The 22,502-nt window shown below is 56.1% G+C and carries 18 protein-coding genes; 10 read left to right on the top strand and 8 right to left on the bottom strand.

Annotation, left to right across the window (positions count from 1 at the left end; all coding sequences use genetic code 11):
• Window positions 1-10 precede the first annotated feature (10 nt).
• Entirely contained in the window at window positions 11-874 is an 864-nt protein-coding gene (trxA, locus tag FWJ25_RS01385) for a thioredoxin (protein ID WP_149598452.1), read from the bottom strand.
• A 212-nt stretch (window positions 875-1,086) separates the two neighbouring features.
• On the opposite strand from trxA, the gene lon reads away from it, so the two are divergent.
• Complete coding sequence (gene lon / locus FWJ25_RS01380; RefSeq protein ID WP_149598451.1) at window positions 1,087-3,537, top strand: endopeptidase La; 2,451 nt, start codon at window positions 1,087-1,089, stop codon at window positions 3,535-3,537.
• 49 nt (window positions 3,538-3,586) lie between these two features.
• Here the strand turns inward: lon and FWJ25_RS01375 are convergent, their stop codons facing one another.
• The gene (locus tag FWJ25_RS01375) at window positions 3,587-4,108 is read right to left on the bottom strand and encodes a MarR family winged helix-turn-helix transcriptional regulator (RefSeq protein ID WP_149598450.1); all 522 of its coding nucleotides are present in this window, start codon (window positions 4,106-4,108) and stop codon (window positions 3,587-3,589) included.
• Between the two features lie 192 nt (window positions 4,109-4,300).
• Between FWJ25_RS01375 and FWJ25_RS01370 the strand changes: the two genes are divergently transcribed.
• The 9 genes from FWJ25_RS01370 to FWJ25_RS01330 all read left to right on the top strand — a co-directional run bounded on the left by FWJ25_RS01370 (window position 4,301) and on the right by FWJ25_RS01330 (window position 14,003).
• Window positions 4,301-5,296 (top strand): TPR end-of-group domain-containing protein, encoded by a 996-nt coding sequence (locus tag FWJ25_RS01370; RefSeq protein WP_438616548.1) that lies wholly within the window; start codon window positions 4,301-4,303, stop codon window positions 5,294-5,296.
• 196 nt (window positions 5,297-5,492) lie between these two features.
• Entirely contained in the window at window positions 5,493-6,605 is a 1,113-nt protein-coding gene (locus FWJ25_RS01365) for a branched-chain amino acid ABC transporter substrate-binding protein (RefSeq protein ID WP_149598449.1), read from the top strand.
• 161 nt (window positions 6,606-6,766) lie between these two features.
• On the top strand, window positions 6,767-7,690 hold the full coding sequence (livH, locus tag FWJ25_RS01360; protein ID WP_149598448.1) for a high-affinity branched-chain amino acid ABC transporter permease LivH: 924 nt from the start codon (window positions 6,767-6,769) through the stop codon (window positions 7,688-7,690).
• Window positions 7,690-8,961 (top strand): high-affinity branched-chain amino acid ABC transporter permease LivM, encoded by a 1,272-nt coding sequence (locus tag FWJ25_RS01355; RefSeq protein ID WP_149598447.1) that lies wholly within the window; start codon window positions 7,690-7,692, stop codon window positions 8,959-8,961. The genes livH and FWJ25_RS01355 overlap by 1 nt, the downstream gene beginning before the upstream one ends.
• A gap of 6 nt (window positions 8,962-8,967) precedes the next feature.
• Complete coding sequence (livG, locus tag FWJ25_RS01350; protein WP_149598446.1) at window positions 8,968-9,723, top strand: high-affinity branched-chain amino acid ABC transporter ATP-binding protein LivG; 756 nt, start codon at window positions 8,968-8,970, stop codon at window positions 9,721-9,723.
• 9 nt (window positions 9,724-9,732) lie between these two features.
• The gene (locus FWJ25_RS01345; protein WP_149598445.1) at window positions 9,733-10,434 is read left to right on the top strand and encodes an ABC transporter ATP-binding protein; all 702 of its coding nucleotides are present in this window, start codon (window positions 9,733-9,735) and stop codon (window positions 10,432-10,434) included.
• Window positions 10,435-10,700: 266 nt separating this feature from the next.
• Window positions 10,701-11,165, top strand: a complete 465-nt coding sequence (locus tag FWJ25_RS01340) for a DUF3015 domain-containing protein (protein WP_149598444.1) — start codon at window positions 10,701-10,703, stop codon at window positions 11,163-11,165.
• 91 nt (window positions 11,166-11,256) lie between these two features.
• Window positions 11,257-13,122 (top strand): Lnb N-terminal periplasmic domain-containing protein, encoded by a 1,866-nt coding sequence (locus tag FWJ25_RS01335; RefSeq protein WP_149599037.1) that lies wholly within the window; start codon window positions 11,257-11,259, stop codon window positions 13,120-13,122.
• The gene (locus FWJ25_RS01330; protein ID WP_149598443.1) at window positions 13,092-14,003 is read left to right on the top strand and encodes an alpha/beta hydrolase; all 912 of its coding nucleotides are present in this window, start codon (window positions 13,092-13,094) and stop codon (window positions 14,001-14,003) included. The genes FWJ25_RS01335 and FWJ25_RS01330 overlap by 31 nt, the downstream gene beginning before the upstream one ends.
• A gap of 224 nt (window positions 14,004-14,227) precedes the next feature.
• Here FWJ25_RS01330 and pnp read toward each other — a convergent pair whose 3' ends face one another.
• The 6 genes from pnp to nusA all read right to left on the bottom strand — a co-directional run bounded on the left by pnp (window position 14,228) and on the right by nusA (window position 22,496).
• A complete protein-coding gene (pnp, locus tag FWJ25_RS01325; RefSeq protein ID WP_246166647.1) occupies window positions 14,228-16,342 on the bottom strand; it encodes a polyribonucleotide nucleotidyltransferase in 2,115 nt (704 codons plus the stop codon).
• A 339-nt stretch (window positions 16,343-16,681) separates the two neighbouring features.
• Window positions 16,682-16,951, bottom strand: a complete 270-nt coding sequence (rpsO, locus tag FWJ25_RS01320; protein ID WP_149598441.1) for a 30S ribosomal protein S15 — start codon at window positions 16,949-16,951, stop codon at window positions 16,682-16,684.
• Window positions 16,952-17,029: 78 nt separating this feature from the next.
• Window positions 17,030-17,971: a tRNA pseudouridine(55) synthase TruB gene (gene truB / locus FWJ25_RS01315; RefSeq protein WP_149598440.1), complete on the bottom strand. Its 942-nt coding sequence runs from the start codon at window positions 17,969-17,971 to the stop codon at window positions 17,030-17,032.
• Window positions 17,968-18,399: a 30S ribosome-binding factor RbfA gene (gene rbfA / locus FWJ25_RS01310; RefSeq protein WP_149598439.1), complete on the bottom strand. Its 432-nt coding sequence runs from the start codon at window positions 18,397-18,399 to the stop codon at window positions 17,968-17,970. Before rbfA ends, truB begins: the two co-directional genes overlap by 4 nt.
• A complete protein-coding gene (gene infB / locus FWJ25_RS01305) occupies window positions 18,399-20,984 on the bottom strand; it encodes a translation initiation factor IF-2 (protein WP_149598438.1) in 2,586 nt (861 codons plus the stop codon). Before infB ends, rbfA begins: the two co-directional genes overlap by 1 nt.
• Before the next feature lie 18 nt (window positions 20,985-21,002).
• Window positions 21,003-22,496 carry a transcription termination factor NusA gene (gene nusA, locus FWJ25_RS01300; protein ID WP_149598437.1) on the bottom strand — a complete coding sequence of 498 codons (1,494 nt, stop codon included), beginning with the start codon at window positions 22,494-22,496 and terminating at the stop codon, window positions 21,003-21,005.
• Between the last annotated feature and the right edge of the window lie 6 nt (window positions 22,497-22,502).

Here is a 22,502-nt window from a genome sequence, read left to right as displayed (position 1 = left end):
CATCTGCCGATCAGTGCATCAACGTATACAGCTTGCGCCGATAGGGCCGGACATCGGGATTATTGTTCCCGAGCTTGTCAAACAGTTCCAGCAACGTGGTTTTTGCCACTTCATCCTTATACTTGCTGTCAGCCCGCATCAGGCGAATCAATAGTTCCATGGCATCCGCATTATTTTCCTGAAGCACAAAGTGAAGGGCCAGCTGATGCAGAGCATCCGGGTTATTCGGATCCTGCGCCAGGGTTTCCTCCAGCTCAGCCTGCGGTGTCAGCTCGGCGGACTGCTTGAGAAATTTCACCCGGGCAGCGAGCTGCTTTGCCTGGTGCTGTAACTTCTCTTCCGGCGGCAGGCTGTTCAGCACCTGCTCAGCGGTTTCCAGGTCGCCCATTTCAGCCTTGAGCTGAGCAAGATCGATCAGCACTTTCAGGTTTTCCGGGTCTTTCTGGTTCATTTCTGACAGAACGGCCAACGCGCCCTCGGTATCGCCGGCTTCCCAGAGCCGATGCGCTTTTTCGTACGGGTCTTCCTCCGGCGCTTCAACATGCTTGTCGAGCACCTTACGGATTTCACTTTCCGGCAGGGCGCCATTAAAGCCATCCACAGCCTGGCCATCCTTCACCAGGATAACCGTCGGCAGGCTACGTACACCCAAACTCGCTGTCAGTTGCTGCTGCTCATCCGCGTTAACCTTCGCCAGCAAAAAGCCGCCCTGGTATTCATCGGCCAGCTTCTCAAGCAATGGCATCAACTGCTTGCAGGGGGCACACCAGTCCGCCCACACATCCACCAGAATCGGAGTGCTGGCAGACGCATCCATCACCTGCTGCTGGAAGTTTTCCATGGTGGCTTCAAAAATGTACGGGGAGCTGCTCATCTGTTACACCTGCGAATTTGGGCATGGATCGGAAACGATCAATGATTACGAATCTGAGCCAATGAATGGGGGCAGATCAAACAAAATCAACCATCTGCCGAATCCCACCACTGCCTTGAAAAAACCGGATGTGACGTTACATAGCCTATATCACACGACTCCGGAACGGTTTCCGGACCTTATCACAACTCTCGGTATGGGACGCTCCCGGCATGAATGACGAAAGCCAGAAGGATACGTTTGAGGAATTCGAAGAAGACGTAACCGAATACATCGGCAAGGACGAACATTCCAAAAGCCTCGCCCTGCCCCAGCAGATGATGCCCCGGCGCATGTACGTTCTTCCCGTGACCAACCGCCCGTTCTTCCCGGCCCAGGTCCAGCCTATCATGGTCAATCAGGACCCGTGGCAGGAAACTCTCAAGCGGGTTAGTGAAACGGACCACAAGGTGCTGGGTGTCTGCTATGTCGGAGAGCATGACGGTGAGCAAGGTATCCCGGACAGCGAAAGCCTCGAATCCGTGGGCTGTGCGGTTCGAGTGCACCATGCCCAGAATGAGGAAGGAAAGGTCCAGTTTATCGCTCAGGGCCTGCAACGCTTCCGGATCGTGCAATGGCTGCGCCGAAAGCCACCCTATCTGGTGGAAGTGGAATACCCGACAGAACCGGAAGAAGATGCCGACGAACTCAAGGCGTATACCCTGGCCATCATCAGCTCAATCAAAGAACTTCTAAGAACGAACCCGCTGTATGGGGAGGAAGTCAAACAGTACCTGTCGAGGTTTGGTCCCGATGACAGCTCGCCGCTGGCCGATTTCGGCGCATCCATGACCAGCGCCCCCGGAGCGGAACTTCAGGACGTACTCAACACCGTGCCACTGCTCCGCCGAATGGAGAAAGTACTTCTTCTGATGAGAAAGGAGCAGGAAGTCGCCCGCCTGCAATCGGAAATCAGTGAAGAAGTGAATGCCAAGGTTCAGAAGCACCAGCGTGAATTTTTCCTGAAGGAGCAACTGAAGGTCATTCAGCGAGAGCTGGGCATGGCGAAGGATGACAAGACCGCTGATATCGAGCGCTTTGAGGCCCGGATGGCTGAACTGAACCCACCGGAGCAGGTGACCGAGCGCTTTGCGGACGAAGTCCAGAAACTTCAGGTGCTCGAGCAGGGGTCGCCCGAGTACGGGGTTACCAGAAACTACCTGGACTGGCTGACTCAGGTGCCTTGGGGCATCCACTCAGAGGATCACTTCGACCTGCCTGAGGCTCGCCGCATCCTGGACCGGGACCACGACGGCCTGGACGACGTTAAGTCCCGGATTATTGAATTCCTGGCTGAAGGAAGCTACAAGGGCGAGGTTAGCGGTTCGATCCTGCTGCTGGTCGGCCCGCCCGGCGTGGGTAAAACGTCCATCGGACGCTCCGTCGCGGACGCTCTTGGTCGCGAGTTCTATCGGTTCAGCGTAGGCGGTATGAGGGATGAAGCCGAGATTAAAGGTCATCGGCGCACCTACATTGGCGCCATGCCGGGCAAGTTTGTTCAGGCACTGAAAGACAGCAAGGTATCCAACCCGGTCATTATGCTTGATGAGATCGACAAAATTGGCGCGTCCTACCAGGGGGACCCGGCATCCGCTCTGCTGGAGACGCTGGACCCCGAACAGAACCGCGAATTCCTCGACCACTATCTGGATGTACGTATGGATTTGTCCAAGGTTCTGTTTGTCTGCACCGCCAATCAGCTGGACACCATCCCCAGACCACTGCTTGACCGCATGGATGTGATCCGTTTATCTGGCTACATAGCGGAAGAAAAGCTGGCAATCGCCAAACACCACCTGCTTCCTCGCCTACTAAAGCGCGCTGGGTTATTGAAGAAGCAACTGAACATCACCGATGCAGCGCTGAAACAGGTGATCGACGGCTATGCCCGGGAAGCCGGCGTGCGGAACCTGGAAAAACTGCTGCACAAAGTGATCCGCAAAGGCATCGTGAAGTTATTGGACAATCCGGATACTCCGATCAAGGTTGGCGTCGCAGACCTGCCTGCGTATCTTGGTCAACCCGTGTTCCGTAAGGAAAAATCCCTGAAAGGTACCGGCGTGGTTACCGGCCTGGCGTGGACAGCCATGGGAGGCGCAACCCTGAGTATCGAAGCCTCAAGGATTCACAGCAGCCAGCGCGGCTTCAAGCTCACCGGTCAGCTTGGCGACGTCATGCGGGAATCTGCTGAAATCGCCTACAGCTACGTGTCCTCGAACCTCAAGCGCTTCAAGGCTGATCCGGCCTTCTTCGATAAATCCTTCGTACACCTCCATGTGCCCGAAGGAGCGACACCGAAAGACGGCCCCAGTGCGGGCGTCACGATGGCTACAGCACTGCTCTCCATCGCCCGCAAGGAAGCGCCACAGCAGAATATCGCCATGACCGGCGAACTGACCCTGACCGGCCAGGTACTGCCTGTGGGAGGCATCCGAGAAAAGGTGATCGCCGCACGACGACAAAAGATCAACAACCTGATTCTTCCGGAGGCGAACCGGGGAGACTATGAGGAACTCCCGGACTATCTGAAGGAAGGATTAACCGTCAACTTTGCAAAGCACTACAGCGATGTTTTCCAAGTGTGCTTCGGCAACAAACCCCGCAAGGGTTCGTCGGTACACTGAACGAAAAAGGGCACCCAACGGTGCCCTTCTTTCATCGATACGCCAGCGCCTATTGCGCCGTTTCTTTCCACCCGTCTTCGCGCAGAACCGGGCCAACATCCAGTACCGGGGAGGCGTCGATATCATCCGCATCCATCATGTTCGCCACACGCTGCAGGGACGCCAGAATCATGGTCTGCTCCCATTCCTGCAGGCTCTGGAATTTCTTGATGAAATCTTCCTGCAGCGGATTGGGCGCGCGTGCAAGGATCTCGGCGCCTTCATCAGTCAGATGCGCGTGAACCTTACGCTTATCCCGGGTGCTGCGCACTCTGTAGACCAGCTTGCGATGCTCCAGGCGATCGAGAATGGTCGTCACTGTTGCCTGGCTGAGGCTGACCTTTTCAGCGATGGTTCCTATGGTCACCTCGCCGAGATCCCGAATGCTGCGCATGATCAACAGCTGTGGCGCAGTCAGCCCGGCATTTTTGCTGAGGCGCTTCGAGTGGAGATCCGTCGCCCGGATGACGCGCCGGAGCGCCACAAGTACCTTTTCGTAATTATCGACTGAACTACTGCGATCCGGGGTCATAGATGTCTGAATTCCACGCGTCCAACTTTATTTATACCACTAAACTATTAGAGGTTTCCGTCTCTCAAAATGCAAGTGGTGAATATTACCTAGCCGATCCCTGAAAGGTGCATTTTTTTTCTGCAAGGCGCTATGCAAAGCACTATGGTAAGGTCACAGGTTTTGTTCAATCCCGACAACGGAAACCGTTCAATGATCGACAGACTACTCCCCTTATCAGGAGCACGCCGCCACCGCTCAACGAACAAAAGCCATCGTCTTTTTGCCCGACTATCGGCAAGCATGGTCGCAGCCCTGCTCCTGTTATCAGCATCGCATGCCAATGCTCAGGCCGAGGATGATACAGCTATAGAACGAAAGGATGTGACGGCCGACGATGTGGCCGCCGCGCTGTCCGACCTTGAAGAGCCGATGTACACACCGTTTATCGAACTCTACCTGCTCGAAGAGAGCAAAGCGCTGCGCAAGGAAATGCAAAACACCCGGGCCGAACTCATCGAGAAGGTGGTCGACAAGGAACTGTCCGTGGCCGATAAAACCATGGCATACGCCACCGACACCGTTACCTACTTCTTTTACCTGATTGCCGGCGCCACTTCGGTCCTCGTGGTGTTTGGCTGGAACTCCATTCGCGACATGCGCAACCAACTGACCAGCCTGGCCGAAAAGCGGGTTAACGAGCTGGTCGTCGAATACGAATCGCGCCTCAAGTCCATTGAGGAACAACTGCAGCAGAAATCCGACATCATCCATCAGAACCAGGCGGAGATCGAACGCACCAACGAAGTGCACTCGCTCTGGCTTAAAGCAAGCCAGGAGACTTCACAGCAAAACAAAATCGCCGCTTACGACCAGATCCTCGACCTTCGGCCGGACGATGTGGAAGCTCTCAGTTACAAAGCCGATGCAGTGCTTGAAATGCGCGAACCTCTCTGGGCGATCAGCCTTTGCCAACGGGCACTGAAGCTGGCCCCCGATAATGGCCACGCCCACTACCAGCTGGCCTGCGCCTACGCTGAGATCGGGCGCTGGGAGGACGCCATCACCACGTTACAAAAAGCCATCGACATATCAGAAGCTTACCGGGATGATGCATCCGTTGACGTCAGTTTTGAGCACCTGAGGGAGCATGAGAGCTTCCGTGCCCTGGTCTTTGTCGACCAGGATGAACAAGACGCAGACGCATAATGATTCCAGACCCGGCACAGGCCTTGCTAGCAGGCTACCTGACAAGAGCCGGAAGCCCCATTTGGCTTCTTTAAAGTGCGGCACTGTGTTCCGGAGCAAACTCTGGCCCGATCTGCTTGACAACCAGTAAGGTGTGGTGTTTGTTTAACTCTCTGAGAACACAAGAATAACCCTGAACCAGACAGGACAGAACCCAATGAGAACTCCAGTAAAAAAACTCGTAACCGCTGTCAGCACCTCCATCGCTCTGCTTGGCGCCGGCCACGCAGCTGCAGAAATCCAGATTGGTATTGCCGGACCAATGACCGGGCCTGTGGCTCAATACGGTGACATGCAGTTCTCTGGTGCCCGCATGGCGATCGAACAGATCAATGCCAACGGCGGCGTCAATGGTGAGAAACTGGTAGGCGTAGAATACGATGACGTCTGCGATCCCAAGCAGGCAGTCACCGTGGCTAACAGCCTGGTTAACGATGGTGTTCGCTTCGTGATTGGCCACCTCTGCTCCAGCTCCACACAGCCTGCATCCGATATTTATGAAGACGAAGGCATCCTGATGGTGACTCCGGCTTCCACCAGCCCGGAAATCACCGAGCGTGGATACGAGCTGGTCTTCCGCACCATCGGCCTGGACAGCATGCAGGGACCGGTTGCCGGCAATTACATTGCCAGCCTGAACCCCAAGCGTGTGGCCATTGTTCACGACAAGCAGCAATATGGCGAAGGTATCGCCACTGCCGTGCGTGACACTCTCAAGGGCCAGGGCGTTGAGATCGCCATGTTTGAAGGTATCACCGCAGGCGACAAGGACTTTTCTTCCCTGGTCACCAAGCTGAAGCAAGCCGATGTGGACTACGTCTACTACGGCGGTTATCACCCGGAACTGGGCCTGATTCTGCGCCAGGCGCGCCAGGCTGACCTCAACGCCACCTTTATGGGCCCCGAAGGCGTTGGTAACAAAGACATCAACACCATTGCCGGCGAAGCCGCCGAAGGCCTGCTGGTTACCCTGCCACCAAGCTTCGACCAGAAAGCCGAGAACCAGAAGCTGGTCAGTGCCTTCGAAGCGAAAGGCGAAGATCCCTCAGGCCCATTCGTGCTGACTTCCTACGCTGCCGTTCAGCTGATCGCAGAGGGTATCGAAAAGGCGGATTCCACCGACCCGTTCGACGTAGCCCAGGCTCTGCGTAGCAATTCCTTCCAGACTCCCATCGGCACCGTTGAATACGACAAGGCCGGTGACATGAAGGCCTTCGAGTTTGTTGTGTACGAATGGCATTCAGATGGAAGCAAAACTCCGGTAAAATGAGCCAAAATCGTTAAAAAACGGTAATACTGAGAACACCTTCTCACCGCGATCCGGGAGAAGGTGTTTTTCTAAGCTCCTGTTGAAGCTTTTCATTTTCGGTGCGGACATCCCGCACAGGTGGTGGATCTGCGGAGGGGGCAGGCTTTCGGAGTTCCAAAACAATGCAAGACCTCCTGTATTTTTTTCAGCAGCTCATTAACGGGCTGACGATCGGGAGCGCCTACGCCCTGATCGCCATCGGCTACACGATGGTTTACGGCATCATTGGCATGATCAACTTTGCCCATGGTGAAATCTACATGATCGGCGCCTACACCGCGCTGATAGCCATAACGGGCCTCGCAACCCTCGGTATTGCTTGGTTACCGGTGATTCTCATCGTTGCTCTGATCTGCGCGATGATCGTGTCCAGCACCATGGGCTGGGCTGTCGAACGAGTGGCTTATCGCCCGGTTCGTGGCCGGCATCGACTGATTCCCCTGATCTCGGCCATTGGTATGTCGATCTTTCTGCAGAACTATGTGCACCTTGCCCAGGGTTCCCGCAACATCGGCTTTCCGGCTCTGATCGACGGCGGTTTCCAGTTCGGCTCTGCTGATTCTTTCCAGATGTCTCTCTCTTACATGCAGATCACCATCTTCATCACCACGCTGATCTGCATGACATTACTCTCGCTGTTTATCTCCCGCTCCCGCACAGGACGGGCCTGCCGCGCCGTTTCCCAGGATATTGGCATGGCGAACCTGCTGGGCATCGATACCAACCGGATCATTTCCGCGACCTTCGTCATCGGTGCAGCCCTGGCGGCCGTGGCGGGCTTGTTGCTTGGCATGTACTACGGCTCCATTGATCCCCTGTTCGGTTTTATTGCCGGGCTCAAGGCGTTTACGGCCGCAGTGCTCGGCGGCATTGGAAGCATCCCCGGAGCCATGCTCGGCGGCCTGATTCTCGGCGTTTCCGAGAGCATGACGTCCGGCTACCTCAGCGGAGAATACAAGGACGTAGTGTCCTTTGGCCTGCTGATCCTCATTCTGCTGTTTAAACCCACCGGCCTGCTTGGCAAACCGGAGGTTGAGAAGATCTGATGGCTGCAAATACCCTTAAGCACGCACTCTTCTGTGCGGTTGTCACGCTGGTAATCGCCTACCCGATTCTGGGTCTGAATCTGGAAGCGGAAGGCATCAACGTCACCCTCGCCGGTGCTGATACATCGACCGTCATCTCGGTCATCGCTGCTGCAATCGTTGTTTTCCTTTTCCAGCTGTTCCGGGAAAACATCCTGTCGGCCCTAAAGAGCATCCCGTCACCACTGCCAAAGACCCAAAAGGAGCCGATGGCAGAAAACAAACGGGCCAGGATCGAATCCTGGGTACTGACCGGCATTGTCATTCTGGCTCTGTTCTGGCCCTTCTTTGTCTCCCGTGGTTCGGTAGACCTCGCCACCCTGGTGCTGATCTACATCATGCTGGCACTCGGCCTGAACGTCGTCGTAGGCCTCGCCGGCCTGCTCGACCTGGGCTATGTGGCCTTCTACGCCGTGGGCGCCTACACCTTCGCCCTGCTGTCCCAATACGCAGGTGTCTCTTTCTGGGTAGCCCTACCTATTGGCGCCTGCCTGGCAGCCCTGTTCGGGTTCACTTTGGGCTTCCCGGTACTGCGATTGCGAGGTGATTACCTGGCTATCGTGACCCTGGGTTTCGGCGAGATCATCCGAATTCTGCTCAACAACTGGACAGCCCTGACCGGTGGTCCGAACGGAGTCGGCGGCATTCCGGACCCGACCCTGTTCGGTATGGAGTTCGGTCGCCGTGTGAAGGAAGAAGGAAATGTATCATTCCATGAAACCTTTGGCATCGCGTACAGCGGCGAACACAAGGTTATTTTCCTGTACCTCATCGCTCTGGTACTGGCGGTATTCACCGCTCTGGTTATCCGGCGGTTCATGCGCATGCCCGTTGGCCGCTCCTGGGAAGCTCTGAGAGAAGATGAAATCGCTGCCCGCTCGCTCGGCCTGAGTCGCACAGCCGTCAAACTCTCCGCCTTTACCATAGGCGCGTTTTTCGCAGGCTTTGCCGGAACTGTATTCGCCTCCAAACAGGGCTTCATCAGTCCCGAATCGTTTGTTTTCCTGGAATCCGCCATCATTCTGGCCATTGTGGTTCTGGGTGGCATGGGTTCCCAGATTGGCGTGGTCCTGGCGGCCATTGCCGTTACCATCCTGCCCGAACTCGCCCGCGAGTTCTCCGAGTACCGAATGCTGATCTTTGGCGCCGCCATGGTGCTGATGATGATCTGGCGCCCGCAGGGCCTGATGCCCGTACGCCGCATTCACATTCCACTCAGAAAGCAGGAGTGACAGACGATGCTTGAAGTACAGAATCTGTCCATGCGCTTCGGCGGCCTGTTGGCTGTAGATGGGGTGTCACTGGACGTAAAAGAACGGGAAATCGTTTCTATTATCGGCCCCAACGGCGCCGGAAAGACCACCGTATTCAACTGTATGAGCGGCTTCTACAAGCCCTCTGGCGGTAAAATCCTGTTTGAAGGCCAGGAAGTCCAGGGTAAGCCAGACTACAAGATCTCCCGGCTTGGAATGGTGCGAACCTTCCAGCATGTGCGCCTGTTCAATAACATGACGGTTGTGGAAAACCTGCTGGTAGCGCAGCACCGGCACCTGAACACCAACCTTATTGCCGGACTGCTGAAGACACCAGACTACCGTGAGCGGGAGCGTAAATCTCTCGACCGCGCTGCCTACTGGCTTGAGCGTGTTGGCCTGATGGATCTTGCCAACCGGGAAGCCGGCAACCTGGCCTACGGCCAACAGCGTCGGCTTGAGATTGCCCGCTGCATGGTCACCGAACCAAAGCTGCTGATGCTCGATGAACCGGCAGCAGGCCTCAACCCCGCCGAAACCAAAGACCTCAATCAGTTGATTGTCAGCCTGAAAGAGGACTACTGCGTTTCCGTGGTGCTGATTGAGCACGACATGAGCCTTGTGATGGATATCTCCGACCGGATCAACGTCATCAACCAGGGTCGCCCTCTGGCCAGTGGTACGCCGGAAGAAATCCGCCAGAACAAGGACGTGATCAAAGCCTACCTGGGCGAGGCCTGAGGAAGAACCATGCTAGTACTAGAAGATGTCCATACCCACTATGGCAAGATCGAGGCCCTGCACGGGGTCTCGGTTGAAGTGAACAAGGGTGAAATTGTCTCGCTGATCGGTGCCAACGGCGCCGGTAAAACCACACTGTTGATGACCGTGTGCGGCAACCCCCAGGCCTCCTCGGGACGGGTCATTCTCGAAGGCCGCGATATCACTCGCGAGCCCACCGCAAAGATCATGCGCTCCGGAATCGCCATCGTACCGGAGGGACGCAGGATCTTCTCGGGCCTGACGGTTGAGGAAAACCTTTATATGGGAGGATTCTTCAATGACAAGGCTGATAACCGGAAAACCCTCGATTATGTGTACGAACTGTTTCCGCGACTGAAGGAGCGGGAACTGCAGCGTGCAGGCACGATGTCCGGGGGTGAACAGCAGATGCTCGCCATCGGGCGGGCACTGATGAGCAAACCTCGCATGATCATTCTGGATGAGCCGTCTCTCGGGCTCGCACCGATTATTATCCAGCAGATCTTCGAGATTATCGGCCAACTGCGGGACCAGGGCATTACCGTGTTCCTGGTGGAGCAGAATGCCCATCAGGCGTTGAACCTGGCAGATCGCGGCTACGTTCTCGAAACCGGACGCATCCGCCTTCAGGATACCGGCAAAAACCTGCTGGCCAATCCGGACGTACAAAACGCCTATCTGGGCGGCTGACCGTCAGCTTCCTGCCGAAAGCCGGGCATGTTACCCGCAACATGCGCCGGCTATTCCTACAGATCACATCCAGCTTTTCCCCGAATTCTTGGGGCAAATCAATAACTCACTTAACTTTATGCTTTCCTACGAAAAGTTTTGAACTATACTCAAGCCAACGGTCGTTCTGTCTCCACAAAACAGTCAGGGCCGTTTCAGCATTCCCCACCCTAACGTGCGGTGGCGTGATGTGCGACGACAGCTAAAACCACATAAAGGAGTGGATAATGAAAAAACTGATCGCAGGTGCAATTCTTCTCGGTGCTTCCTCCATGGCTTTCGCTCAGCCAGGCTGTGGTGTTGGCGCCATGATCTGGAAAGGACAGTCCGGTATTGCCCCACACGTACTGGCTGCAACCACCAACGGCACTTTCGGTAACCAGACTTTCGGTATGACCACCGGAACCCTGGGCTGTTCCACCAATGAGTCGATCCAATCCATGGCCATGTACATGGACAGCAACATCGACAAAGTGGCGCGTGACATGTCCCGTGGCTCCGGCGAAAACCTCGACACCCTGGCTGTACTGATGGGCGTTGAAGAAGCCGATCGTGACACCTTCCGCAAGACCCTGCAGGACAACTTTGCCTCCATCTTCCCGAGCTCTGAAACCACCTCTGGCGAAGCTGTAGATGCCATCGTTGCCCTGATGGAGCAGAACGACGCTCTGAGCAAATACGTCGCAGCCTGATCCCGGCCGCGTTCTGAAGGAATAGCTCGTGCGCCAGGGACGGCGCACCATTCCCCATACATTTCCACCACCCGGAAAGCAGTTATCACCCATGGGCAACTTGCTTCGCCTCGGGCCGGCCCTGTTTACGCTCGCCCTGACCCTATCCGCCCAGGCGGAAACCAGAACAGACGACGAAGCCATTTACCAGGATCCCGCCTGGCTCCTTCTTGGGCACTACCAGCCAGATACCTGGAGTGACGGATACACCAGCCAGGCCGACGACCCGAATTTTTTTCTCAGCGAGCATGGCAAACATTCCCCCCAGGCAGAGTTTGAAGCGACGCTGGAGGCCATGCGCCAACCCGGCGGAGGCGACCAGCATGCCCGCTGCCGCTTCCCGGCCCGCACCGCCTGGTTAGAAGAACGCATCGGCCTGAGCCTGCCAGAGATAGAGTGCCCGGCCTATGACACGTGGGTCGACACCCTGAATACAGAGACGGTGACCCTGGTCTTTGCGGCCTCCTACCTCAACAGCCCGTCGTCCATGTTCGGTCACACATTCCTGCGCCTGGACCCGCCCAGCGATGATCAGGAAACCAACCTGCTGCTGGCCAGCACCATTTCCTATGCGGCCGATGCAGCAGCTCATGACAGCGAACTGCTGTTCGCCTACAAAGGTATCTTTGGCGGCTACCCGGGAATCACCACCGTTCAGCCCTATTATGAGAAAATCCGCCTGTACTCAGACATTGAGCACCGCGACCTCTGGGAGTACACGCTCAACCTGACACAGGACGAAGTTGATGTACTGCTGGCCCATGCCTGGGAAATCCAGGACCATAACTTCGACTACTACTTCTTTGACGAGAACTGCGCCTACCGGTTACTGGCATTAATCGACGTCGCCCGCCCGGGTACGAATCTCCTGGGCGAAGTGAGCACTCACGCCATCCCATCTGATACCGTGAGATGGGTCGTCGATAAGGGCCTCGTCAGTAAGGTGTTCTACCGGCCATCTGCCGCGACATCCGTGACTTACAGCCTGTCGACTCTGCCAGATGAGCAGCAAACCTTGTCAGCAGCCATTGCCAACGGCTACGTTGACGTTGACTCCGAAGAAGTATCCGCCCTAGCCCCCGCCGAGCGAGCCCGGGTCCTGGACGCGACCTATGATTACGTGCGCTACCAAAGTGAAGCCGAGGCCTGGCCCAGGGAATTCGCAGCCCCCCTGTCCCACGACCTGCTTCGGGCGCGCAGCACCATCGACGATGCACCTTCGCCAGAACAACCGCCAGAGCCCCCAATCCGTGATGATCAGGGCCATGACACCTTCCGCTTCAGCCTTGGTGCCGGCCAACTGGATCACCGCGAGTTCACCCAGATAACTCTGCGCCCCGCCTACCACGACGTACTTGACCCACCGGCCGGCTATCGCAGTGGTGCCCAGCTCCAGTTCCTCCGGATGGATGCCCGTTACTACACCGATAACGACGAGCTGCAAATGGAGAAACTCGTTGGCGTCGAAATCCGCTCCCTGAGTCCACGTAACCAGTTCTTCTCGCCCTTATCATGGCAGGTGGGCTTTGGTGGCCGGCGGACCGATACCGGAAGCGAGAGAGTGTTTGCTCCTTATCTTGAGGGCGGCGCCGGAGGAAGCTGGAAGCTCGCCACCGGAACCCAGGCATTCGCCATCGCCACTGCCGACCTGGAAATCGACGACGACCTCCGCCGGGGCTACGACGCCGCTCCCGGCGCAGATCTGGGGCTGCTATTCCAGAGCGACCAACTGAGCCTGATGGCCGGCGCAAAAACCAAGGCCTGGATCGTCAGCAGCCAACACCGCCAGGATCAGGCGTACGCCAGAGCTAACTGGCACCTGGGCCGGGAATTCAGCCTGTTCGCCGAATTCACCCGGGAAGATCACTACGACAGGTACCAAAGCACATGGCAAGCAGGACTACACGCCTACTTCTGAATATAACCGGCTCCACGCAGTCGTTCCTCAGGAATGCCTGCGCAGGCGCTCTTATTGCTGCAGCAACCCTGCTGACCAGTGGCTGCAGCAGCGTCTTTTTCTACCCGGACAACGTCACCTACATCACCCCGGACCGGTTGAACCTCGAGTACCAGGACATCTACCTCGATACCGCAGACGGCGAACGCCTTCACGGCTGGTGGTTACCCGCAGAAAACGACGACAAACCGGCAAAAGGCACGGTTTACTACCTCCACGGCAATGCCCAGAACATCAGCAGCCACCTGCTGAACGTCGCCTGGCTGCCCGCTGAAGGCTACAACGTCTTCACCATCGACTACCGGGGCTATGGCGAGTCCACCGGCGCCCCGGATATCGAGGGAGCATTACACGATGTGGAAACCGGCTTGCGCTGGCTCGGTGCCCATAACAGCGATAGTAACCACCCACTGTACCTGCTCGGCCAGAGCCTTGGGGGCGGACTGGGCCTGGCCCTGGCCAGTGAATGGGTGAAACGCGGTGAACAACCCGCTCTGAACGGCGTCATCCTCGACAGCACCTTCTCCGGCTTCCGACTCATCGCCCGGGAAAAACTGGGTTCACTGTGGCTAACCTGGCCGTTCCAGATTCCCCTGAGCTGGACCATCCCCGATGACTACGAAGGCGTAGACCACATCGCCGACATCAGCCCCACGCCGGTTATGATCATCCACAGCGCCCGGGACGGGATCATTCCTTACCACCACGGTGTCACTCTATATGCGGCCGCGAAAGAGCCCAAGGAATTCCTGAAAACGGATACACCCCATGCCGCTACTTTCGTTATTCCGGCCTATAAGCAGGCGGTCCTGGATTTCCTCGCAGAGAGCCTGACGGAATGAGGAGCTAGAACAATCAGGTAGGCACGTTCACTGCTGATGTGAGGTTCGGGGAGGCACGTCCAAAACTGTTGAGGGCCAAGGACGGCCCGAAACAAGCCCACATGGATGTGCTCGTAGCGTGTTTTGGACGTGCCTTCCCGAACCTCACCACCCTTAAACCAACAGGCAAAAAACAAAAAACCCGCCAGAAGGCGGGTTTTTCGAGACTGTAAAACTAACCAGTCTTAGTCAGAGAAGTCAGTCGGCTGCTCGCCTTCCTTAACTTCCTTCATGGACAGCTTAACGCGACCACGGTTATCCACATCCAGAACCTTGACCAGAACTTCCTGACCTTCGCTCAGCTCGTCAGTAACGTTCTCGATGCGACGCTCGGAGATCTGGGAGATGTGAACCAGACCGTCTTTGCCAGGCAGAATGTTGACGAAAGCACCGAAGTCCACAATGCGCTCAACGCGGCCCTTGTAGATAGCACCAACCTCAATCTCAGCGGTAATTTCCTTAACCCGGTTAACCGCAGCCTGAGCCGCTTCCTGGTTGTCCGCGTAGATTTTAACGTTACCGTCGTCATCCAGATCGATAGACGCACCGGTTTCTTCACAGATGGAGCGAATGGTCGCTCCGCCCTTACCGATAACGTCGCGGATCTTGTCCGGATTGATCTTGATCGCAGTGATGCTCGGCGCACGAGCAGACAGCTCGGAACGTGACTCGGCGATCACCTTGTTCATTTCACCCAGGATGTGCAGACGCGCTGCGTGAGCCTGTTCCAGGGCGATTTCCATGATCTCATCAGTGATACCGTTGATCTTGATATCCATCTGCAGAGCAGTAATACCGTCTTTGGTACCGGCAACCTTGAAGTCCATGTCACCCAGGTGATCTTCGTCACCCAGAATGTCCGTCAGGACCGCAAACTTGTCGCCTTCCTTGACCAGACCCATGGCGATACCGGCAACCGGCGCCTTCAGAGGAACACCAGCATCCATCAGTGCCAGGCTGGAACCACAGACAGAGGCCATGGAGCTGGAACCGTTGGATTCAGTAATTTCAGATACCGCACGAATGGTGTACGGGAACTCTTCGAGAGTCGGCATAACCGCAGCAACGCCGCGCTTGGCCAAACGACCGTGACCAATTTCACGACGCCCCGGGCTGCCCATACGACCAGCTTCACCAACGGAGTACGGAGGGAAGTTGTAGTGGAACAGGAACGGGTCCTTACGCTCACCTTCCAGCGCATCAATGATCTGCATGTCACGGGCGGTACCCAGAGTTGCCGTCACGATGGCCTGAGTCTCACCACGGGTAAACAAAGCAGAACCGTGGGTGCTCGGCAGAACACCAACTTCAACTTCGATCGGACGAACGGTCTTGTTGTCACGCCCATCGATACGCGGCTTGCCATCGATAACCTGCTGACGCACAACCGTCTTCTCGATTTTGCCGAAGTACTTCTTGACCTCTTCCTCGGAAGGCTGGCCTTCTTCTTCGCCGGCAAACTTCTCAACGGCGGCAGTTTTGATCTCGCCCAGACGAGCGTAGCGATCCATTTTGTCACGGATGCTGTAGGCTTCTTCAACAGCGCCGGCGAACTCGCCTTTCAGCGCGTTCAGCAGCTCAGTGTTTTCAGCTTCCGGAGTCCACTCCCAACGAGTTTTTCCGTGCTCCGCTGCAAATTCCTTGATAGCAGTGATGGCTGTCTGCATTTCCTGATGAGCAAACAAAACGCCGCCCAGCATCTGATCTTCACTCAGGCCTTTGGCCTCGGATTCAACCATCAGAACTGCGTCTTCGGTACCGGCCACAACCATGTCCAGCAGGGAAGTTCCCAGTTCTTCATAGGTCGGGTTCAGGAAATAACCACGCTCATTGGTGAAAGCCACGCGGGACGCACCAATCGGGCCATCAAACGGAATGCCGGAAATCGCCAGTGCGGCAGAAGCAGCCAGCATCGCGGCAATGTCAGGATCCTGGGTCTTGTTGGCAGACATAACGGTCAGGACAACCTGAACTTCGTTCATGTAGCCGTTCGGGAACAGAGGACGAATCGGACGGTCGATCAGTCGGGAAGTCAGAGTTTCCTTCTCGGAAGGGCGACCTTCACGTTTGAAGAAACCACCCGGGATTTTACCGACCGCATAGGTCTTCTCGGTGTAGTTAACGGTCAGCGGGAAAAAGCCCTGCCCCGGCTTCGGCTCTTTGGCGCCAACAACGGTACCCAGCACAGACACGTCGTCGATGGAGACCATAACGGCACCGGTAGCCTGACGGGCAATACGACCGGTTTCCAGAGTGACCGTCTTGCCACCCAGCTCAAATGTTTTCTTTACGGGATTCAGATCCACAAAAAACTCCTGATATCTCTTATACAGATTGATTCGATCAGCACACCCCTGTGCACTCATCGTTTTTTCCGCAGCTGACTACCAGTGACCCGAATCAAACCCGTCTGAAAGCTAACAGGCTGTTGCAAAACCCCGGAAAACTTGTGCCCGGGCCTTCCAACAACCTGCTATCAATTTCGGCTTTCCATAACGACAGGGAATTCTCCGAATCCGCTGACAGCTTCACTGCATCACTTCTGGAAAAAGCACAACCGGCGAAGCCGCTCAGGGCTCCGCCGGTTGTTGGCTGGTACCGGCCAGTGCCGAACCAGCCTTCAGGTCGATAAGACCGGATTAGCGACGCAGACCCAGACGCTGGATGAGATCCAGGTAACGGTCAGCGTTCTTGCGCTTCAGGTAGTCCAGCAGCTTACGACGCTGGTTTACCATCCGGATCAGGCCGCGGCGGGAATGGTGATCCTGCTTGTTGGCCTTGAAATGACCCTGCAGCTTGTTGATGTTGGCGCTCAGCAGTGCTACCTGAACTTCAGGAGAACCGGTATCGCCTTCACCTTGCTGAAAATCCTTAACGATCTGTGCCTTTTCGTTGGCTGAAAGAGCCATAACTCACCTCATTGTTTGCGATGCTTTCAAATACGGCCGGACCGCGCATCTCTACAGCCCGGCTAGACAGCGACAGAACTAATGTTTGCCGCTGTTCTTCACCAGACGCCGGGGAACCAGTTTGGTTGCCTCGCCGTCCGGGAATGCTTCTGCCAACCCCACAAAACCGCCTTTTTCACCACTATCGGCATAAAGACGAACAAAACCTTCCTGAGGCTGGCCCGATATTCTAACCGGTTGTCCATTCAATATCGACACCAGGGAAACACCGGACAAAGCGACTTCCGGGAACATGGACAAGGCGGCATCAGGCGCCACCAAAAGCCCGTCAAGACTTTCGCCTTTTTCCCGTTTTTCCTCGAGTTCCGGAACCTTATGAGCATCTTCCAGGGTAAAGCCGGAAGCCATGGTCCGTCGCAAAGCTGTAACGTGAGCACCACACCCAAGCGCCTCACCGATATCTTCAACCAGTGAGCGGATGTACGTACCTTTGGTACAGCTCACTGCAATATCCATCTCGCTTTCGCGGATATCCAGAAGTGTAAGCTCAAAAATAGTAACCGGACGTGCAGGACGCTCGATCTCGATACCCTCGCGGGCATACTCGTAGAGGGGGCGCCCCTGATGCTTGAGGGCAGAATACATGGAAGGTACTTGCTGGATGTTGCCCCGGAACTGATCCAATACAGGCTCCAGCACTTCCGCTGTTAACCCGGAAGGAACGGGCTTTTCGGAGACCACAGCGCCTTCGCTGTCCCCGGTTTCGGTCCTCACCCCCAGCTTCGCCGTAGCGACATAGGCCTTATCGCTATCCAGCATCATCTGGGAGAATTTGGTAGCCTCGCCGAAGCACAACGGAAGTACGCCGGTAGCCAGAGGGTCCAACGCGCCGGTGTGACCAGCCTTGGCAGCGCCATAGAGCCGCTTGACCTGCTGAAGGATTCCGTTCGAAGTGACACCCTGGGGCTTATCAATCACCAGGATGCCATTCACATCACGACCTTTGCGTCTACGGCTCAAGCGTCACGCTCCGGGTTGCCAGATACCGGATCTTCATTGTCATCTCTGGGTACTGCCGGCTTATCGCCAACCGCCTGCTTGATCAGACTGTCCATGTGACGACTGTAGCCCTGGAGGGTGTCGAAGTGGAAACGAAGGTGCGGAACAACCCGCAACTTCATCGCTCGACCGACTTGCCCCCGGAGGAACCCCGACGCCTTGTTCAGGACTGCCAGGGAGTCTTTGACCTCCGGAGACGCCTCGGTGAGCTCTTCCGTGGACAGCAGCGAGACATAGACGTCCGCGTAGCCCAGGTCACGGCTTACCTTGACGGCATTAACCGTGACCATGCCAACGCGCGGGTCTTTAACCTCACGCTGAATCAGCTGGGCCAGTTCCCGCTGCATCTGATCGCCAATGCGATCGATACGACTGAACTCTCTCGACATCAGGCCCCCGTGGACTCGAGCTTACGCTCGACCTTGACGCGATCAAACACCTCGATCTGGTCACCGACCTTAACGTCATAGCCCTTAACACCGATACCACATTCCATGCCGTTACGAACTTCAGGAACGTCATCCTTGAAGCGACGGAGAGACTCCAGTTCGCCTTCAAAGATCACCACGTTATCCCGCAGAACGCGAATCGGCTTGTTACGGAACACCGTACCTTCGATCACCATACAGCCAGCAACCTGACCGAACTTCGGCGAACGGAAGGTATCCCTCACCTCGGCAATACCCACGATGTCTTCGCGGAATTCCGGTGCCAGCATGCCCGTCAGCGCCGCTTTCACATCATCAATCAGGTTGTAGATGATGCTGTAGTAGCGCAGATCCAGACCTTCCTGCTCTACCAAGCGCTTGGCAGAGGTATCTGCACGGACGTTGAAGCCGAAAATAACCGCATTGGTCGCAGCTGCCAGGCTGACATCTGTCTCGGCAATCCCACCAACGCCAGAAGATACGATCTTCACCTGAACTTCATCGTTACCCAGGTCAAGCAGGGCTTTGGTGATCGCTTCCAGCGAGCCACGAACATCGGTTTTGAGGATAACATTGAGGGTTTTAACCTCATCCTTACCCATGTTTTCAAACATGTTCTCAAGCTTGGCAGCCTGCTGACGCTGGAGACGCTGTTCACGTTCACGGGTCTGACGGAATTCAGCCAGCTCTTTGGCCTTCTTCTCATCAGCCACCGCAAAGAACTCATCACCGGCATCCGGGGTACCATTCAGACCAAGAATCTCAACCGGGATGGAAGGCCCGGCGGTCTTGACCTGTTTACCCGCTTCATCGGTCATCGCACGAACCTTACCGAAGAAGGAACCGGCAACGACCATGTCGCCCTGGCGCAAGGTACCGTTCTGAACCAGAACCGTCGCGACGGAACCACGGCCACGCTCCAGACTGGACTCAACAACAACACCTTTGGCGGGCGCATCCGGGGAAGCTTCCAGCTCAAGCATTTCAGCCTGCAGCAGAACCGCTTCAAGCAAGTCGTCGATACCCATACCGGTATGAGCAGACACCGGGATGAACTGAGTATCACCACCCCAGTCTTCCGGAATCACTTCCAGTGCCGCCAGTTCATTCTTGATGCGGTCAGGATCAGCTTCTTCCTTATCCATCTTGTTGATGGCCACCACAACAGGAACACCGGCAGAACGGGCGTGATCGACCGCTTCCTTGGTCTGAGGCATAACACCGTCATCGGCTGCCACGACCAGGATTACGATATCGGTACACTGTGCACCGCGGGCACGCATCGCCGTAAAGGCTGCGTGACCCGGAGTATCCAGGAAGGACACCATGCCGTGATCGGTTTCTACGTGATACGCACCGATGTGCTGGGTAATACCACCGGACTCACCGGCAGCAACCTTGGTACGACGAATGTAGTCGAGCAGCGACGTTTTACCGTGGTCAACGTGACCCATCACACTGACAACCGGCGCCCGCTTGCTCTTCTCTTTACCTTCTGCGCCTTCACTGATTTCACTCAGCACTTCTTCTTCGAAGGCATCGTCGCTGACCAGCTTGACTGTATGACCCAGCTCTTCAGTCACCAGAACAGCGGTTTCCTGATCCAGTGCCTGATTGATGGTTGCCATAACACCCATACCCATAAGGGTCTTGATGACATCAGCAGCCTTGACGGCCATGCGTTGGGCAAGGTCGCCAACAGTAATTGTTTCGGGAATCTCTACTTCTCTGACCATTGGTTTGGTCGGCCTCTCGAAGCCGTGACGCTTCTCTTTCGGTTTCTTTTTCATACGCAGCGATTTACGCGGCGCTGACTCTTCATCGTCCTCAGACAGGACGACAGGCTCTTCAACCGGACGGCTGCGAGGACCACGATGGCCAGCCTGCTTTTTCTTGGGCTTGCCTTCTTCCTCATCGCCGCGTTCACGACCCTTCTCTTTTTTCTTCTTGGTGGCCTTGCGGTCCTTACCATCCATTTCAGGCGGAGGAACAGGCACGTCTTCCGGCTGCGGCTCAGGCTCTGTAACCGTTTCGGGCTCTGCGACTTCTTCAGCCGCTGCAGCGACCTCAGACTCTTCCGGCTTCGCTTCTTCAGCTTTAGGAGCTTCCTCAGCAACTTCCGGTTCAGCCGGCGCCTGCGCTTCGACTTCCGCAGCAGTCGCTTCTACAACCGGAGTTTCCTCAACCGGTGTTTCCGCCACTACCGACTCTTCTACCACTTCCTCAGGCTTTGCTTCTTCCGGCTCAGGCTGCAACTCAGCGCGCTTGACGTAAGTGCGACGCTTGCGAACCTCAACATTGACCGTCTTGGCTTTACCGGCCTTCAGGGTGGTGGTGGTTTTACGCTTCAGGGTGATCTTGCGGGGTTCTGATTCCGCCTCACCATGAGTTTTTCTCAAATAGGCCAGCAACTGCTGCTTCTCATCGCTGGACACAGAGTCATCCGCAGAGCGAGCCGACAGGCCCGCTTCCACGATCTGCTTCAGCAAACGATCCACGGGAGCGCCTACATCCTCGGCCAGTTGTTTTACCGTTACTTCCGCCATACTGGTCCTCCTCCCGAATTACGCCTGGTCTTCAAACCAGGGGGCACGTGCAGTCATAATCAGCTGACCAGCACGCTCTTCATCCATACCTTCAATTTCAAGCAAGTCATCTACTGACTGCTCTGCCAGATCTTCCATTGTACGAACACCCATACCGGCCAGTTTGAATGCCAGGCCGCGGTCCATACCATCCATACCCAGGAGATCTTCTGCCGGTTCTGCACCTTCAAGCGCTTCCTCACTGGCCAGAGCCTGATTCAGAAGCACATCTTTGGCACGACGACGAAGCTCGCTGACGGTTTCTTCATCGAAGCCTTCAATAGCGAGCATTTCTTCCATCGGTACATAGGCAACCTCTTCCAGTGAGGTAAAACCTTCTTCGATGAGCACACCGGCAAACTCCTCATCCACATCGAGATTCGCTGTGAAGTGGTCTACCAGGCGGCTGAATTCCTGTTCCTGACGCTCACCGGCTTCTTCTTCGGTCATCACGTTCAGGGTCCAGCCAGTCAATTCTGTGGCCAAACGGACGTTCTGACCGTTACGGCCAATCGCCTGCGCCAGATTATCTTCCGCCACCGCTACATCCATGGTGTTGCGATCTTCATCCATCACAATGGATGCAACTTCCGCCGGCGCCATGGCATTGATGACCAGTTGAGCAGGGTTATCGTCCCACAGCACGATATCAACGCGTTCGCCGCCAAGCTCGTTAGACACTGCCTGAACCCGCGAACCTCGCATACCGACACAGGCACCAACCGGATCGATACGACGGTCATTGGTCTTGACCGCAATTTTGGCGCGTGAACCCGGATCCCGTGCAGCACCACGGATTTCGATCAGCTCCTCCGCAATTTCCGGCACTTCGATACGGAACAGTTCGATCAGCATCTGAGGTGCTGTACGGCTCAGAATCAGCTGAGGACCGCGATGGTCGGTGCGAATTTCCAGTAGCAGAGACCGAACCCGGTCTCCCATGCGGAAGGTTTCCCGCGGGATCAGGTTTTCGCGTGGCAGCAGTGCTTCCGCGTTAGCCCCAAGATCCACAATCACATTGTCGCGGGTGACTTTTTTGACGGTACCGGAAACCAGCTCACCAACGCGATCACGGTAGCTGTCCACGATCTTGGTACGTTCAGCTTCGCGGACTTTCTGGAAGATAATCTGCTTGGCAGCCTGAGCACCAATACGGCCGAATGCCACAGATTCAATCTGCTCTTCATGCATGTCGCCTGGCTTGAGATCCGGACTGATTTCTTCAGCTTCCTGAAGCGTCAGCTCAGTACCGAGGGCCGGAACGGCATCGTTATCAACAACCAACCAGCGGCGGAACGTATCGTATTCACCGGTCCGACGGTTGATGGCAACCCGGATGTCTGCCTCTTCATCCTCATAGCGTTTCTTGGCGGCAGTGGCGAGCGCAAGCTCGATCGCCTCAAAAATGACATCCTTCTCGACACCTTTCTCGTTCGAGACGGATTCAACCACCAGCAAGATCTCTTTACTCATTGGATT

Origin of the sequence: Marinobacter salinexigens (assembly GCF_008370345.1) — a bacterium.
Lineage (GTDB): Bacteria > Pseudomonadota > Gammaproteobacteria > Pseudomonadales > Oleiphilaceae > Marinobacter > Marinobacter salinexigens.
The sequence above is the reverse complement of the archived record's forward strand: the minus strand, read 5'-3'. Positions and strand labels throughout refer to the sequence as shown.

What these genes read in the sequence shown, in the direction of transcription:
- trxA (WP_149598452.1), bottom strand. Translation starts at nt 874, where the DNA reads ATGAGCAGCTCCCCGTACATTTTTGAAGCCACCATGGAAAACTTCCAG.
- lon (WP_149598451.1), top strand. Translation starts at nt 1,087, where the DNA reads ATGAATGACGAAAGCCAGAAGGATACGTTTGAGGAATTCGAAGAAGAC.
- FWJ25_RS01375 (WP_149598450.1), bottom strand. Translation starts at nt 4,108, where the DNA reads ATGACCCCGGATCGCAGTAGTTCAGTCGATAATTACGAAAAGGTACTT.
- FWJ25_RS01370 (WP_438616548.1), top strand. Translation starts at nt 4,301, where the DNA reads ATGATCGACAGACTACTCCCCTTATCAGGAGCACGCCGCCACCGCTCA.
- FWJ25_RS01365 (WP_149598449.1), top strand. Translation starts at nt 5,493, where the DNA reads ATGAGAACTCCAGTAAAAAAACTCGTAACCGCTGTCAGCACCTCCATC.
- livH (WP_149598448.1), top strand. Translation starts at nt 6,767, where the DNA reads ATGCAAGACCTCCTGTATTTTTTTCAGCAGCTCATTAACGGGCTGACG.
- FWJ25_RS01355 (WP_149598447.1), top strand. Translation starts at nt 7,690, where the DNA reads ATGGCTGCAAATACCCTTAAGCACGCACTCTTCTGTGCGGTTGTCACG.
- livG (WP_149598446.1), top strand. Translation starts at nt 8,968, where the DNA reads ATGCTTGAAGTACAGAATCTGTCCATGCGCTTCGGCGGCCTGTTGGCT.
- FWJ25_RS01345 (WP_149598445.1), top strand. Translation starts at nt 9,733, where the DNA reads ATGCTAGTACTAGAAGATGTCCATACCCACTATGGCAAGATCGAGGCC.
- FWJ25_RS01340 (WP_149598444.1), top strand. Translation starts at nt 10,701, where the DNA reads ATGAAAAAACTGATCGCAGGTGCAATTCTTCTCGGTGCTTCCTCCATG.
- FWJ25_RS01335 (WP_149599037.1), top strand. Translation starts at nt 11,257, where the DNA reads ATGGGCAACTTGCTTCGCCTCGGGCCGGCCCTGTTTACGCTCGCCCTG.
- FWJ25_RS01330 (WP_149598443.1), top strand. Translation starts at nt 13,092, where the DNA reads ATGGCAAGCAGGACTACACGCCTACTTCTGAATATAACCGGCTCCACG.
- rpsO (WP_149598441.1), bottom strand. Translation starts at nt 16,951, where the DNA reads ATGGCTCTTTCAGCCAACGAAAAGGCACAGATCGTTAAGGATTTTCAG.
- rbfA (WP_149598439.1), bottom strand. Translation starts at nt 18,399, where the DNA reads ATGTCGAGAGAGTTCAGTCGTATCGATCGCATTGGCGATCAGATGCAG.
- infB (WP_149598438.1), bottom strand. Translation starts at nt 20,984, where the DNA reads ATGGCGGAAGTAACGGTAAAACAACTGGCCGAGGATGTAGGCGCTCCC.
- nusA (WP_149598437.1), bottom strand. Translation starts at nt 22,496, where the DNA reads ATGAGTAAAGAGATCTTGCTGGTGGTTGAATCCGTCTCGAACGAGAAA.